Here is a 15300-nt window from a genome sequence, read left to right on the forward strand (position 1 = left end):
ATGGTTGATTGTTAGCGAGTTGCGCTCAATATGATGGGCTGGTGGCATGCAAACAACCTCCGTGCGCTCCTGGCAGCCGCGCCTACAGCCCCAGCGACTTGAAAAAGGCTTCCTGGTTGGGCTCGCGGCCCAGGAAGTTTTTCACGAGGTTGTATTCCTCGTCGGTGCCGCCTTTGGCTAGGATGTAGTCGCGGTAGCGCAGGCCGGTTTTGCTGTCCATGATGCCGTTTTTCTCAAACACCGAGAACATGTCCTCGGCATACACCTTCGACCACATGTAGCCGTAGTAGCCTGCGCCGTAGCCCGTCAGGTGGCCGAAAGCGGCCTGCATGTTGGTGCCGTCGAGGTAGGCGAAGGGCGTAATCTGGTTTTGCAGCTTTTTCAGCACGTCGGTGGTGGTTTCGGTGCCGTTCGGGTCGAACCGGTCGTGCAGGGTCATGTCCAGCGTGCCGTATAGAATCTGCTGCGACGCGGCCAGACCGGAGCCCACGTTGCGGGCCGCCCACATCTTGTCGTAGAGCGGCTTGGGCAGCACCTCGCCGGTCTGGTAGTGCTTGGCGAAGGTCTTGAGGGCGTCGTAGTTCCAGGCCCAGTTTTCCAGAATCTGCGAGGGCGCTTCCACGAAGTCGCGCTTCACGCTGGTGCCCGATTGCGACGACAACTCCGCCGTGGTCAGGAGGTTGTGCATCACGTGGCCGAACTCGTGGAAGAACGTCACCACCTGGCTGTGCGTCATCAGGGCCGGCTTGCCTGGCGTGGGCGCGTTGAAGTTGCAGAGCAGCGCCGCCGTGGGCAGCTGGTAGCCCTGGGCCGTGGCCCGGCCCGACGTGATGCCGAAGCAGGCCGCGTGGGTGTACTTGTTGTCGCGCGGAAACAGGTCGATGTAGAACCGCCCGATGAGCTTGCCGTCGCGCTGCACCTCAAACATGCGCGCATCCTTATGCCACACCGAAGCGCCCTTCACCTCGTTGAATTTCAGGGCAAACAGCTGCTGCGTGGTCTGGAACAGGCCGTCCACCACGTGGTTTACCTCAAAGTACTCCTTCACCTTCTCGCCGTCGAGCTGGTACTTGCTCTGCATCAGCAGGTTGTTGTAGAAGCTCGTTTCCCAGGGCGCGATGGTTTTCACGCTTTCATCCTTCAGGTAGGCGCGCTTCACGGCCAGCAGCTCGTCAAGGTCCTGCTGGCTTTTCTGCTTCACCCGGTCCACCAGCTTGGTTTCGAAGGCCCACACGGTTTCCGGGTTTTTCACCATGCGGCTGCTGGTTTGGTAGGCCGCGTAGGTCTTATAGCCCAGCAGCTGCGCTTTTTTCTGGCGCTCGATGAGCAGCTGCTTCAGCACCGGCAGGTTGGCCTCCGCCGCGCGGTTATTATACAGCACATATAGTTGCTTGCGCAGCGTCTCCGATTGCGCATATTTCATAAACGTGCCGTACGACGGGCCGTCCACGTTGATGCGGTAGGCCGCGCCCTCGCGCGGGCGGCTCTTGATGTAATCGTCGGGCAGACCTTTCATATCGGCCTCGTTCACCAGCAAAAAGCTCTTATCCTTAGCAATATTGGCTCCGAAAGCCAGGCTCAGGTCCGCAATTTTGTCGTTGAGCTTCTGCAGCTCCTGGCGCTTCTCGGGCGTCAGGGCGAAGCCGTTGCGCTCGTACTCGTCCACCGTCTCGGTGAGAAACTTCTTGTGCGGGCCGGTCAGGGCCAGCGCTTCCTTGGTTTTCGAGTAGTCCTTCACGGCCCGGTAGAGCTTCTCGTCCAGCTCCAGCTCGTTGCCATACTTGCTGATGAGGGCCAGGCTGCGCTCGGCCTGGTTGCGTACCGCCGAGTCGGGGCTGGCGTTGAACAAGATGCTGATGGGGCCGGCCACGCTACCAAAGTTGTCGTTCAGCGCATCCAGCGGCAGCATAGTGTTGGCAAACGTGCGCTTAGCTGTCGGCACGTTGTAGATGGCCGTCAGGGCCTTCTTGGTGTTGGCAATGGCCAGGTCCGTGGCCTGCTGCACATCGGCCTTGGTGGCCTTGCTGAAGGCAATGGGCTGGTTGAAAGCCGGCATGAGCGGATTGGGCGTCGCCGTCGCGCCTTTAGAATGGCCGGCCGCGGCGGCATCGAGTGTGCCCACGGAAAACAGCAAAAACGCGCCCCGCAAAACGATGCGAGAAGGGAGAGAAGGGAAAGAATGATTCATCCTTAAAAGCAGAAAAAATTGAAAAGTCTGGCAAGTTAGCGGGTAGTCAATTGTAAGTAACCGAATAAAAAGGAACGTCATGCTGAGCGCAGCCGAAGCATCTCGCGTGCCGAAGTAATCCAATCGACGGAATTTACTGCTGCGGTAGAGATGCTTCGGCTGCGCTCAGCATGACATGCTATTTTTTGCCAGGCACCCCAAACAGAAGCCCCAACGAAACCACCTCTTGCGCAAGGTTGCTTCGTTGGGGCTCCTTCAGCCGGCCGCGGCCGGAATTAGTTGGCTACTTCGCTCAGGAATTTCACCCGTACCAGGCGCAGTTCTTCTTCCGTGAAGTCGTCGCCCAGCTCCTTCATCGCCACGGCAATGTTGTCGGTGCTGGCCGTCATGAAGTAGTCATAAATCTCGTCGCGCACCTCTTCTTCCACCATTTCCTCCAGGTAGTAGTCGATGTTGAGGCGGGTGCCGGAGTAGCAGATGTGCTCGATTTCCTCCATCAGCTCGGCCATTGTGATGCCTTTCGAAGACGCAATGTCCTCCAGCATCATCTTCTTGTCAATCTGCTGAATGACGTAGATTTTGATTTTCGAGCGGTTCACAGCCGACTTCACCACCACGTCCTCGGCAGTTTCGATGTCGTTGTCTTCCACGTATTTCTTGATGGCGGCCACGAAGGGCGCGCCAAACTTCTGCGCCTTGCCCTGGCCCACGCCCGATACGTGCGTGAGGTCGTGCAGCGAGGTGGGGTAGGTGGTGGCCATCTCCTTCAAGCTCGGGTCCTGGAACAGCACGTAGGGCGGCAGGTTTTTCTGCTTGGCCACCTGCTTGCGCAGTTCCTTGAGCTGGGTGAACAGCGCCTCGTCGTGGCCGGCGGCGTGCTGCACTTCTTCCTTTTCCTCATCGGCCTTCTGCTCGGCGTCGAAATTATGGTCGCGGGTAAGGGTAATAGAGTACGGATTCTCGATAAAATCTATGCCCTTATCGGTGATACGGACCAAGCCCAGGCTGTCGATGTCCTTTTCCAAAAAGCCGTTCAGCAGGCACTGTCGCAGCACCGAGTGCCAGAACTGCGCGTCGCCCAGCTCCTTGCCCTGGCCATAAATCGGCAGCGCATTGTGCGCGTAGCTCTCGATGTGCGGGTTGCTCAGCCCCAGCAGCACCTGGCCAATGTGCGTGAGGTTGAACCGCGCCTCGGTCTGCACCACGGCGCGCAGGGCCAGGCCCACGGCCGCCTCGCCCTCAAACCGCTCCTTAGGGTGCTTGCAGTTGTCGCAGAAGCCGCAGTCTTTCTCCAGCACCTCGCCGAAGTAGTGCAGCAGCTGCCGCCGCCGGCACACCGACGACTCGGCGTAGTTCGTCATCTCGGCCAGCAGCTGGTGGGCGTTGTCGCGCTCGGTCACCGGCTTGTCCTTACTGAACTTTTCCAGCTTCAGAATATCATCGTAGCTGTAGAACATCAGGCAGTTGCCCTCCAGGCCGTCGCGGCCGCCGCGGCCGGTTTCCTGGTAGTAGCCCTCAATGGACTTGGGCGCGTCGTAGTGCACCACGAAGCGCACGTCGGGCTTGTCGATGCCCATGCCGAAGGCAATGGTAGCTACAATCACATCGCACTCCTCGTTCAGAAACGCGTCCTGGTTGTCGATGCGGGTGTGCTGGTCGAGACCGGCGTGGTAGGGGCGGGCGCGCACGTCGTTCACGCGCAGCAGCTCGGCAATTTCCTCCACCTTCTTGCGGCTCAGGCAATAAATGATGCCAGCCTTGCCCTTGTGCTGCTTCACGTACTGAATCAGTTGTTTTTTGGTGTTATGCTTGGCGCGCACCTCGTAGTAGAGGTTGGTGCGGTTGAAGCTGGTTTTGAACACGCTGGCATCGTCCATCTGCAGGTTTTTCTGGATGTCCAGCTGCACTTTGGGTGTGGCCGTGGCCGTGAGGGCGATAATCGGCACGTTGCCCCCGAGGTTATCGATGATGCCGCGAATCTTGCGGTACTCGGGCCGGAAGTCGTGGCCCCACTCCGAAATGCAGTGGGCCTCGTCGATGGCCACGAAGCTGATGGTCGATTTCAGCAGAAACTCAATGGTATCGTCCTTAGTCAGGCTTTCCGGGGCCACGTAGAGTAGGCGCACCTCGCCGCTCATCACGTCTTTTTGCACCCGCTTCATCTCGGTTTTGGTCAGGGTCGAATTGTACACCTGAGCATTCACGCCGAAGGCGCCGAGCTGGTCGACCTGGTTCTTCATCAGGGCGATGAGGGGCGAAATAACGATGGCTGTGCCCGGCAGCACCAGCGCCGGCAGCTGGTAGCACAGGCTTTTGCCCGCCCCCGTGGGCATGATGACGAAGGTGTTGCGCCCCGCCAGAATGTTTTGAATAACAGCTTCCTGGGTTCCCCGAAACTGGCCGTAGCCGAATACTTCCTTAAGCGTATGTTTCAAATCGGCCGTCAGGACCGGGGATTCTTGGAGGGCAACTGTTGACATAGTTCGAGAGCTCAAATGAGAGGCGTATGGAGGCGCGGTTCTTAACGAAGATAAGCACGCGTATTGGTTTTTATCGTGAAAAATGGTGTTTTTCTTGAATTGTGGAAAACAATTTTATCACGCCGAATACGCAATAGTTCGCTCAGTAAAAAGCAAATGGCAGACGGACAGCCATTTTTAAACCGACTTTGGATTATCAGGCATTTGTTGTTTAAAAACGATTGTTCTGCCAACGGAATTTCCTGTCTGAAGCCATGGCCTGGCATCCTTGCTCGTGGCTAAGTTTCTATCCCCGAATTTTGCCGGGTCATTTCCCGCTCCGCTTATGTCTGTGCCTTCCGAATCCGCCCATTCTGCCACCGCCGCCAATTCTGCTTCGGTCGATGTGCTGCGCATTGCGCGCCACGTGTTGCACGAGGAAGCCGCCGCCCTGCACGACGTGGCCGATGCCATCGCGGCCACGCCCGATTTCGAGCGCTGCGTGCAGGCTATTCTGCAATTGAAAGGCCGCGTGGTGGTCACGGGCATCGGCAAAAGCGCCCACGTGGCGGGCAAAATGGTGGCCACGCTCAACAGCACCGGCACGCCGGCCCTGTTCATGCACGCCGCTGACGCCATCCACGGCGACTTGGGCATGATTCAGCCCGAAGATTTCGTCATCGCCATTAGCAAGAGCGGCGACACACCTGAAATCAAAGTGCTGGTGCCGCTGCTGCGCCGCAAGGGCGTGCCCCTGGCCGCGCTGGTGAGCCGCGCCGACTCCTACCTTGGCCAGCAGGCTACCTACATTCTGCACGCACCGGTAACCAAAGAGGCCTGCCCCAACAACCTAGCGCCCACCACTAGCACCACGGCTGCCTTGGCCCTGGGCGACGCTCTGGCCGTGTGCCTGCTCGAAAGTCGGCAGTTTACCGCTGCCGACTTCGCCCGCCTGCACCCCGGCGGCACCCTCGGCAAGCGCCTCTACCTGAAAGTGGGCGACCTGAGCCGCCAGAACCAGCGCCCGCAAGTGCTGGAAGATGCGCCTTTGAAAGAGGTGCTGCTCGAAATCTCGGGCAAGCGCCTGGGCGCCACCGCCGTGCTGACGGCCGATGGCGCGCTAGCCGGCATCATCACCGACGGCGACCTGCGCCGCATGCTGGGCAGCTTTTCGGACCTCGAAAAGCTGCGGGCCCGCGACATTCTCACCCCGCGCCCGGCTACCATCGACATCGAAGATTTCGCCGCCGAAGCGCTGGCCCGTATGCAGCAGCGCAACATTACGCAGCTGGTGGTGACAGAAGACGGGGCGTTTGCCGGCTTCATCCATTTGCACGATTTGCTGCGCGAGGGGCTGGTGTAGCAAGGCCTTTGTTGAATGGACGAACGTCATGCTGAGCTTGTCGAAGCATCTCTACCGCGCAGCTAACTCAGTCGATTGGTTTACTCTTTCGGGAGAGATGCTTCGACTGCGCTCAGCATGACGTGTTGAAGCAGTGGTAATCCACCAACCGTCGCACGTCCGGCCCCGGCATTACCTTTGCGGCAATGAATTCCACCTACCTCGTCGTAATGGCTGGCGGCATCGGCAGCCGCTTCTGGCCTTTCAGCCGCACCCACCACCCCAAGCAGTTCCATGACGTTCTGGGCGTTGGACGCTCCATGCTTCAGCTTACCGTCGACCGGTTTGCGGGCGTGTGCCCCCGCGAAAACGTCTTCGTCGTGACGAACCGCGACTACACTCAGCTGGTGCAGGAGCACCTGCCCGACCTGCCCGCCGACCAGATTCTGGGCGAGCCCATCGGCCGCAACACGGCGCCGTGCATCGCCTACGCCAGCTACCGTATTGCCCAGCGCGACCCCAAGGCCACCATCATCGTGACGCCCGCCGACCACGCCGTGCTGCGCGAAGACGAGTTCCGCCGCCTCATCAGCAAGGCCATTGACGCGGCCCGGGCCAGCGACGTGCTCATCACGCTCGGCATCCAGCCCTCGCGGCCCGATACCGGCTACGGCTACATCCAGTACATGGACGAGCAGAGCCTGCCCGGCGGTGAGCTGCACAAGGTGAAGACCTTTACCGAAAAGCCCAATCTGGAAATTGCGAAGATGTTCGTGGAAAGCGGTGATTTCCTCTGGAATTCGGGCCTATTTGTGTGGCGCGCCGATGTCATCATCAACGCCTTCCACCAATACCTGAGCGACATCGCCGAAGTGTTCGACGAAGGCGCGGCTCAACTGGGCACGCCCGAGGAGGAGGCTTTCATTGGGGAGGCTTACTCGCGCTGCCGCAACATCAGCATCGACTACGGCGTGATGGAAAAGGCCGATAACGTGTACGTGCTGCCCGCCGACTTCGGCTGGAGCGACGTGGGCACCTGGGATTCGCTGCACCGCATCGGCGAGCGCGACGAAAACAACAATATGGTGAGCGGCGACGTGCTGCTCTACGACACCACCGGCTGCGTTATCAAAACGCCGTCGGAGCGCCTCGTGGTGGTGCAGGGCCTGGAAGACTACATTGTGGCCGAGTACGACAATGTGCTGCTCATCTGCAAGCGCAGCGAAGAGCAGCGCGTGAAGGAGTTCGTGGCCGACGTGAAGGCCAAGAAGGGCAGCGGGTATAACTAGGCTCTGCTTCGTCTGTCATTGCGAGGCCGCAGGCCGTGGCAATCCGGCCTCTCAGCACCACCAGACACGCTCTTTTACCAAGAAGCCCCGGCACTACGCAGTGTCGGGGCTTTTTAATTTGGCTTTAGCTTCGCTGACCTTCGGTTGTCACTTCGCAAGGTTGGTCGCGGAGAGAGAACGGATTGCCACGGCCTGCGGCCTCGCAATGACAGGCGCTACGCCTGCTGCACCCGTTGGCGGGCCACCTCAAACAGCATGATGCCAGCGGCCACGCCCACGTTCAAGCTCTGAATTTGACCAGTCATGGGCACTTTCAGCTTCACGTCGGCTAGGTTGAGCAGGTCGGGTGAGATGCCGTCTTCTTCCGAGCCCATGAGCACGGCCACGGGGCCGGTGAAGTCGATTTCAGCGGAGCCTACGGCGTCCTCGGCTTTCTCGGTACAGGCCACCACAGTGATGCCCGACTGCTGAAGGAATCGGATGGTTTCGTGCAAACTCACCTCGCGGCACACGGGCAGGATGTTGAGCGCGCCGGCCGAGGTTTTGAGGGCGTCGCCGTTGATTTGGGCCGCCCCGCGGCTGGGCACCACAATGGCCTGCACGCCCAGGCATTCGGCCGTGCGGGCAATGGCGCCGAAGTTGCGCACGTCGGTAATGCGGTCGAGCAGCAGCAGGAAGGGCACTTTGCCCTCCTCAAATAGCCCGGATACGATGTTGTCGAGCGGGGCGTAGTCGATGGGCGACACGAAGGCCACGGCGCCCTGGTGGTTCTTGCGGGTCAGGTTGTCGAGCTTCTCCACGGGCACCAGCTGCACCTGAATGCCGGCTTCGCGGGCGGCGGTGGAGATGTCCGTGACGAGGCTGTTTTTGGTGCCGCGCAGCAGGAAAATCTTTTCCAGCGTGCGGCCCGCGCTCAGCGCTTCCAGAATGGGGCGCAGGCCAAACAGCATGTCGATGCTGGATGCCTGGGCGGGGCGGTTTTCGTAGCGCGGGCGGTCGGAGCCGCCGCTGCGGCCGGCGCCTTCGCCGCGCTCGCGGTAGGGCGGGCGGCTGTCGCCGCGGCCTTCGGGCGCGTCGTCGCGGTTGTCGGAGCCGCCGCGGCCGCGGGGGCGGGCGGGGCGGTCGTCAAACTCGCTGCCGCCGCGGTCGGGGCGGAACTGCTTGGGGGTGACGGGCCGGTTGGCACCATCGTAGAAGCGGCGGCCGGCTAACGGGCGGGCAGGGCGTTGGGGGCGTTCGGGCCGGTCAGGGCGGTCGGTGGGGTTCTCCATTTTTCAACGGCGGCATACCAGAGCAGTTCGTACTCGGGCCGGCGCACCAATTCGTAGTAATCAGGGGCAAAGGTACTCGGCCGGGGCCGGAAGCTGTAGGTAATGGGCCCACCATCGACGCTGCCGTCGGGATAATACCACCGTTCCTCGCCATCAAACAACCGCCGGACGCTCGGCGGCGGCCCCAGCACCACGTACAGCAGGCCTCTATCCGTAAGCCAGCCGGCTTTGTGGGCGGCAAAAAGCTCGTTGGCCGCTATCACGCGGCCGTAGTAGCGCCGGATGAGCTCCTTGGCCAGCGTCTGGTTGCCCTTGGCAATGTCAAGCCAGAATTTATCCACGGCGCGCTTGGGGTTGGGGGCGTCGGTGAGCTTCTGGCGTTCCTGGCTGGTGGTAAGATAGCGCAGCGGCTCAATAAGCTCGGCCGCCGTGGTAAGGTCGGGATACTGGTTGGCGGCCACCATCAGGGCCAGCGTGCGGGGCGCCACGCCGCCGGCCCCGCCCACGCGCAGGGCATATAGGCCGGGCTCGGCAAAGCGCAGGGGCTGGCCGGGCCGGGTGCTGGCCGAGTCGAGCACGGGCAGGGTGCGCGGGCCGGCGGGCATGGCGGCCGGGTTGGTCATGGGGGGCAGGGCGGGGGCGGGGCTCACGGCGTAGCGTTTCCAGCGCACGGGCTGGTAGAGGCCGAAGCAGTCGACGCCGAAGGGCTCGCCGGCCTGCACGTAGCGCCGCAGCAGCGGCTGGCCCACCGAATCCACGAGCACGAACGGGCGGGCCATGATGGCGTCTGTCAGGCGCAGCCAGGCCGTGGTGGTAGGCTCCTGGTAGTCGTCCTTGGCATCGGGCTGGCTGGTGCTGAGTTGCAGCACGGTGCCACTCGGCAGCCGGCTCACGGCCACGCAGAAGCTCAGGCGCAGGCCATTAGGGAAAGGGATGGGGTGCTGCCGGCGGCGGGGCACGCTGTCCTGCCACAGGGGTTGGCGGGCTTCGTAGCTAGGCCAGGCGGTGAGGCGCAGCGCATGGCCGGGGCCCAGGCGGGCGGGCGCGGGCAGGCGCAGGTAGAAGCGCAGGCTGTCGCCCTCACGGCGGGTGTCCACATCGAGGTGGGCCACGTCGCGGTAGAGGCCGGCGTAGTCGGGGCGTGGGGCCAGGGGCGCGAAGGAAACGCACAGCAGCGGCAGCAGCCAGCCGAGGCACAGCCAATGGGACGAACGGAGGGGCATAGATGGCACTACGGATGCGGAAATGAAATGTCCTTTTTTCAGCAACGAAGAAAGCGGGGGAATGGTGTAGCCGTGGGCCTCACCCCCAGACCCTCCCCGGTGAAGAGGTGTGCTAGACGCGCGCCAGCGAACAGAGCCGACAAGCATCGCGACGAAAAAGGCCGGTCCGCACACTGCGGACCGGCCTTTTTCGTCGCGATGCATCTGCCCAGTTACCGCGGGTAGTACTGGCTCATCAGGCCATAGGCCTTCTGGCTGCGGGCGCTGTCGCCGCTGAGTTCGGCGGCGCGGTACACGCTTTGCAGGCCCAGCAGGTAGCCGCGCATGTCGTCCTCGAAGAGGCTGGCGTCGGGCTTGGTGGAGTAGTAGGCCAGCATCTGGTTCGAGCGGGCCGTCATGGTGTCGAGAATCTGGTTTGCTTTGGCTTTTTCGCCGCCGGCCACCAAGGCGGGCACCAGCTGCGGCGAGTAGTAGTCGTAGGGAATGGCGGCGTCAGGCATCAGAGCCAGGCATTTGTCGGCCACTTCCTTGGCCTTGGCCACGTTGTTCTGGGCCAGGTAGGCGTTGGCCAGGCGGGCGAATTTGTCGCGGTAGTTGGCCGGGAAGCGCAGGTTGTTTTCGTCGTAGAAAATATTGGCGTCGGTCAGACCGCGGTAGCTGAAATCCTTCAGCAGGCGCTGGTAGGTGAGGTCGGTTTCCACGTAGCCTTCGTCGCCGGAGCGGGGGTCGTAGTTGGGGTCCTTCAGCGGCAGCAGGCGGTAGGCCATGCCTTCGAGCTGGAAGTAGGGCTGCAGGTTCATGTAGTCCTGCGGGGCCACGGTGCTGCTGAAGTAGATGGGGCGCTGCCAGTTGTTGGTGGCAATCATGTCCAGAATCACCAGGTTTTTCTTCTCGATGGCGCGTTTGCCCATGCTCCATTCCATCTTGCTCACCAGCTGCTTCTCCCGGTCTTTGGGAATAATACCGAGTTTCTTCACCGCCACCGTATCGATGGGCAGGTAGAAGTTGGGCGTCGGGAAGGAGTTCATGCTCGGGCCGCCTTCCTGGTACTGCACCTGCAGCAGCGGGTTGTTGGAGTTGATGAGCTGGAGGAACTCCTTCAGATTCACGCTGGGCACGGCCGGGTTGGCCGCAAAGGGCAGCATGTCGTTGGTGCCTTGGGCGTAGGCCTCGGGGCCCATGCTGATGGGGAAGGGCTGCGACTTGTAGGCGCGGCGCTTCATCTGGGCAATGTACCAGTCGGTGTTCAGGTAGCTGAGCACGGCCACGCGCACGTCGGTGCGGACGCCTTCCACTTCCTGGGCGTACCAGAGCGGGAAGGTGTCGTTGTCGCCGTTGGTGAACAGAATGGCGTTCGGGGCGCAGGAGTTCAGCAGGTTCTTGGCCGAGTCCACCGAGTTGTAGCGGTCGGAGCGGTCGTGGTCGTCCCAGCCCTGGGCCGCCATGATGCCCGGAATGAGCAGGCCCACCACCAGGGCCAGGCCGGCGCGCAACCCGTCGGCCTTCACCACCTTGCCAAACAGCTCGGCCAGCCCCAGCACCCCGAGGCCTATCCAGATGGAGAAGGCAAACGTGGCGCCGGTAAAGGTGTAGTCCCGCTCGCGCGGCTCGCGCGGCGGCTGGTTGAGGTAGAACACAATGGCGAGGCCCGTCATGATGAAGAGCAGGCCCGTCACCCAAGCGTCCTTGCTGTCGCGGCGGCTCTGGAAAAACAGCCCGATGAGGCCCAGAATAAGCGGCAGCGCCAGGAAGTTATTATGAGCCGGGCTCTCGCCGATGCGGGCCGGCAGCGATGCTTTGCCGGGGCTAAAGGGCGTGACCACACCCGCCTGCTGAATGTCGGATTCGCGGCCCACGAAGTTCCACATGAAGTAGCGCCAGAACATGTGGCCCATCTGGTAGCGGAACAGGAAGCCCAGGTTCTGGCCCATCGTCGGCTTCACGCCGTCCTGGATGTCCACCCACTTCTTATAGTTGGCAATCTGGTCGGGCTCGTAGCTGTAGATGCGCGGAATCAGCATCTTGTCTTCGTCGGCGTAGGTGTAGTCGGGCTGCGGGGGCAGCTCCTTATACTTGCCGGTTTTGGTGTCGCGGGCGTAGCGGGGCGCGCCGGGCTCCTGCCCGTTGGGCTGGGCGTTGAACTGCGGGCCGTAGAGCAGCGGGCGCGAGCCGTACTGTTCCCGCTTGAGGTAGCTCACGAAGCTGAGCACATCCTCGGGGTCGTTTTCGTTGATGGTGGGCTGAAACGAGCTGCGAATGGGCACAATTAAGTAAGAAGAATACCCAATCAGAATAAACACGAAGCACAGCATGGCCGTGTTCAGCAGCTGGCTGCGGCGCTGGTAGGAGAGGCGGAAGCCAAACCAAATCAGCCCGATAAACACAATCAGGAAGATGAACAAACCCGAGTTGAACGGCAGCCCAATCGTGTTCACGAAGAACACCTCGAAGCTGCCCGCCAGCGTGGGCAGGCCCGGGATGATGCCCACCAGAATGGACCCCACGATAATCATGCTCACCACCATCACCAAGATGCCGCCCTTCAGGCTGGGGTTGGCCGTGCGGCGGTAGTAATAGATGAAGCCCAGCGCCGGCAGCGTCAGCAGGTTCAGCAAGTGCACGCCGATGCTCAGGCCGATAACGTAGGCAATGAGGATAATCCACTTGTCGGAATCGGGCTCGTCGGCGTGGCCTTCCCACTTCAGCATCAGCCACACCACGGCCGCCGTGCAGAGGGCCGACATGGCGTACACCTCGCCCTCCACGGCGTTGAACCAGAACGAATCGGAGAAGGCAAAAGCCAGCGCGCCCACCACGCCCGCGCTCAGAATGAGGAAGCTTTGGCCCTGGCTGGGCTCGATGGTTTCGGCCCGCAGGTTGCTGTTGCCCACGGCCTCACGCAGCACCAGCTTGCGGGCCATACGCGTGATAATCCAGAACAAAAACAGGACGGTGAAGGCGCTGCTCAGGCCCGAAAGGGCGTTGATGAGCACAGCCACCTTGGTCACATCGCCAAACGAAAACAGCGAAAACAGGCGGCCCAGCAGCAGGAACGTGGGCGCCCCCGGGGGGTGCGGCACCAGCAGCTTGAAGGAGCAGGCGATGAACTCGCCGCAGTCCCAGAACGAGGCCGTGGGCTCGAGGGTGAGCAGGTAGGTGACGGCGGCAATGGCAAAAACCAGCCAGCCCACGAGGTTATTCAGGCTTTTAAAAGAACGCATACAATCGAATGAGGCACGCAACGCCGGCCGTCGATATCAAACCGCGACCGGAAAAAGAAGCTAACAAATCAGTTAAAGGGCAAAAGTAGGCAATGCGAGGTTGCACATTGCACGGACCCGGCCACCGATTCAGCCCAGAAACACAAAAAGCAGCCAATGGCTGCTTTTTGGTTCTTGATTCCGGCAATAAAACCGCTAGTTCTGCAAGACGAGTCGTTTCGTACTCACCACCTTGCCGTCGACCAGCAGGCTGTAGACGTACATACCGGCGTGCAGGTCGCTCAGGTCGAGCGGCAGGCCGGTGGCGGTCAGCTCCGGCTTGAGGGCTACGGTGCGGATTTCCTGGCCAATAATATTGCTCAGGCGCAGCTTGTAGTCGGTGCCGGGTTTCTGGTCGAGCTTCACCGTGACCTGGCCGCGGCTGGGATTAGGGTACACGCTCAGCGAGATGCCAGCGGCAGCAGGGTCGAGGGTAGCGGTGGTAACGGCCCGCACGGTCAGCACACCGTATTGGCCCAGGCCGGGAGCGCCGTGGGCTTCGCAGTGGTAAGGGAAAATGCCCGCCGTGTTGAACGTCATGGTGCGGGTAGTGTTGGCCGAGTTCATCTGGAACGTGGCCCAGGCGCCATTGTCCGACGCGGTGGGGTGGCTGGATTGGCCCACGAAGCTCCACGTCACCACATCGCCCACGTTAATGGTCCGGATGTCGGCATCGTTGGTCGTGTTGCCCGGCCCGTGGTACCAGTTGTCGCCCACCAGAATGGTGATGTTGGCGGCCAGCACCGGCGCCAGTGGCATGGCCAGAATGGCGGCGATGGCAAAAATGCGCGTAAAGAGTTTCATCAGGAAAGCAGAAAAGAGTGAGGTGACGGGTAAGATACGGGTCGAAATCCTAAAGACAAGCACCGTGCCGAGTTGGGGAACCAACGTCGGCTCAGTCGTTTCGGTTTGATGGACTGCCGAAAACGCCAAAAGTTGTTTGGCGCTCGAAAACAACTCGGCAAAAAAGACAGCCCGGTTGCCTGCGTTCAAAATTATTTTATCAATAAATTTGAATATACCTGCCAGATGCCAGAATGGCCGCCAGGGTTGCTACACGTGCCGGATTTCCTGCAAGCCGAACCGACGCAGCTTTCCACCTATCTCCACCGCCAGCCGGCCATCTTCCTCCACGCCCACAATCTGGCCGAGTACCGTTTGCCCGTCTACCTCAAAAAAATGGGTTTCCTGGTAGCGGTAGAGCACCCGCAGGTAGTCTTGCCGCAGTTGGTCCACGTGCACGCCGCGCAGTTGTAGGTAGCGCCGCTCCAGAAATTCCAGTAGCCGGGCAGCCACGATGGCGCGGTTATACACCCGCCCCGTGAGCTTGGCCAACGACGTGGCCGTGCGCACCGAGAAGCCCTGCTGGTTGATATTCAAGCCAATGCCAATGATGCTATATTGAATCTTTGGGCCGCTCAGGGTGTTTTCAATCAGAATGCCGCCCACTTTTTGGTCGCCGTAGTAGAGGTCGTTGGGCCATTTCAGGCGCAGCCTGGGGTCGGGGCCCAGTAGCTTGGCGGCCCAGTCGTGCACCCCGAGGGCCACGGCCTGGCTGAGCTGGAACTGTTGGGTGGGGGCCAGAAACGTAGGTTGCCACACCACCGAGAGCATCAGGTTTTCGGCGGCGGCGCCTTCCCATTGGTTGCCGCGCTGGCCCCGGCCGGCCGACTGAAAGTCCGTAATAACGGTGCAGCCCTCACTGGCCCGGTTTTGGACTATCAACGCCTGCGCCTCCGAATTGGTGGAGGGGCAGGCCGGCAACCAGATAAGCTGCTGGCCCGTGAACAGGGTTTGAGGGGTGACAACCACGGCCTTCTTTCTCGTTTCGTTAACTTCGTAGACTTTCGGCTGTAAAGCTCACACCTAACACCACAATATGAAAAGCACGTTGGTCCGTCAGGATTCAGACACATTGGCAGATTTAGTCGTTCGCGGCATGCAGGACAAGAAGGCGTCCGACATCGTGGTGCTGAATCTGAAGGAATTAAAAAACGCGGTGGCAGATTATTTTATCATCTGCTCGGCCAATTCAGATACCCAACTCGAAGCCGTGGCCCGCTCGGTGGAAGAGGAGATTGAAAAAGTAACCGGCGAAAGCCCCTGGCAAACCGAAGGCCGCACCAACCGCGAGTGGGTGCTGCTCGACTACGTGGATGTGGTAGTACACGTGTTCCTGCGCGACCGCCGCCGCTTTTATGCGCTGGAGGAGCTGTGGGGCGACGCCGACATCAGCTACATCGAGTCGGAGCCAGCGTAGGGCGCTGG

At 61.1% G+C, this 15300-nt stretch carries 10 protein-coding genes; 3 read left to right on the forward strand and 7 right to left on the reverse strand.

The features are described 5' to 3' along the window. Nucleotides 1-82 precede the first annotated feature (82 nt). On the reverse strand, nt 83-2188 hold the full coding sequence (locus Q4S41_RS06550) for a M3 family metallopeptidase (protein ID WP_305030297.1): 2106 nt from the start codon (nt 2186-2188) through the stop codon (nt 83-85). Nucleotides 2189-2463: 275 nt separating this feature from the next. Then, entirely contained in the window at nt 2464-4668 is a 2205-nt protein-coding gene (gene recQ / locus Q4S41_RS06555) for a DNA helicase RecQ (protein ID WP_305030298.1), read from the reverse strand. 325 nt (nt 4669-4993) lie between these two features. On the opposite strand from recQ, the gene Q4S41_RS06560 reads away from it, so the two are divergent. Both Q4S41_RS06560 and Q4S41_RS06565 read left to right on the forward strand, forming a co-directional pair. Then, nucleotides 4994-6010, forward strand: a complete 1017-nt coding sequence (locus Q4S41_RS06560; protein ID WP_305030299.1) for a KpsF/GutQ family sugar-phosphate isomerase — start codon at nt 4994-4996, stop codon at nt 6008-6010. Nucleotides 6011-6195: 185 nt separating this feature from the next. Beyond that, nucleotides 6196-7278, forward strand: coding sequence for a mannose-1-phosphate guanylyltransferase (locus Q4S41_RS06565; protein ID WP_305030300.1), 1083 nt, complete (start codon nt 6196-6198; stop codon nt 7276-7278). Between the two features lie 215 nt (nt 7279-7493). On the opposite strand, the gene rlmB is transcribed toward Q4S41_RS06565, so the two are convergent. The 5 genes from rlmB to Q4S41_RS06590 form a co-directional block, all read right to left on the reverse strand. Next, nucleotides 7494-8549 carry a 23S rRNA (guanosine(2251)-2'-O)-methyltransferase RlmB gene (rlmB, locus tag Q4S41_RS06570; RefSeq protein WP_305030301.1) on the reverse strand — a complete coding sequence of 352 codons (1056 nt, stop codon included), beginning with the start codon at nt 8547-8549 and terminating at the stop codon, nt 7494-7496. After that, nucleotides 8486-9772 carry a GWxTD domain-containing protein gene (locus Q4S41_RS06575; RefSeq protein WP_305030302.1) on the reverse strand — a complete coding sequence of 429 codons (1287 nt, stop codon included), beginning with the start codon at nt 9770-9772 and terminating at the stop codon, nt 8486-8488. Before Q4S41_RS06575 ends, rlmB begins: the two co-directional genes overlap by 64 nt. 212 nt (nt 9773-9984) lie before the next feature. Then, nucleotides 9985-12993: a glycosyltransferase family 117 protein gene (locus tag Q4S41_RS06580; protein ID WP_305030303.1), complete on the reverse strand. Its 3009-nt coding sequence runs from the start codon at nt 12991-12993 to the stop codon at nt 9985-9987. A 195-nt stretch (nt 12994-13188) separates the two neighbouring features. Further along, on the reverse strand, nt 13189-13836 hold the full coding sequence (locus tag Q4S41_RS06585; protein WP_305030304.1) for a T9SS type A sorting domain-containing protein: 648 nt from the start codon (nt 13834-13836) through the stop codon (nt 13189-13191). Between the two features lie 249 nt (nt 13837-14085). Further along, nucleotides 14086-14844, reverse strand: coding sequence for a biotin--[acetyl-CoA-carboxylase] ligase (locus tag Q4S41_RS06590; RefSeq protein WP_305030305.1), 759 nt, complete (start codon nt 14842-14844; stop codon nt 14086-14088). Nucleotides 14845-14911: 67 nt separating this feature from the next. On the opposite strand from Q4S41_RS06590, the gene rsfS reads away from it, so the two are divergent. Beyond that, a complete protein-coding gene (gene rsfS / locus Q4S41_RS06595; RefSeq protein WP_305014021.1) occupies nt 14912-15292 on the forward strand; it encodes a ribosome silencing factor in 381 nt (126 codons plus the stop codon). Nucleotides 15293-15300: the final 8 nt, after the last annotated feature.

The organism is Hymenobacter convexus, assembly GCF_030580955.1.
Taxonomy (GTDB): domain Bacteria; phylum Bacteroidota; class Bacteroidia; order Cytophagales; family Hymenobacteraceae; genus Hymenobacter.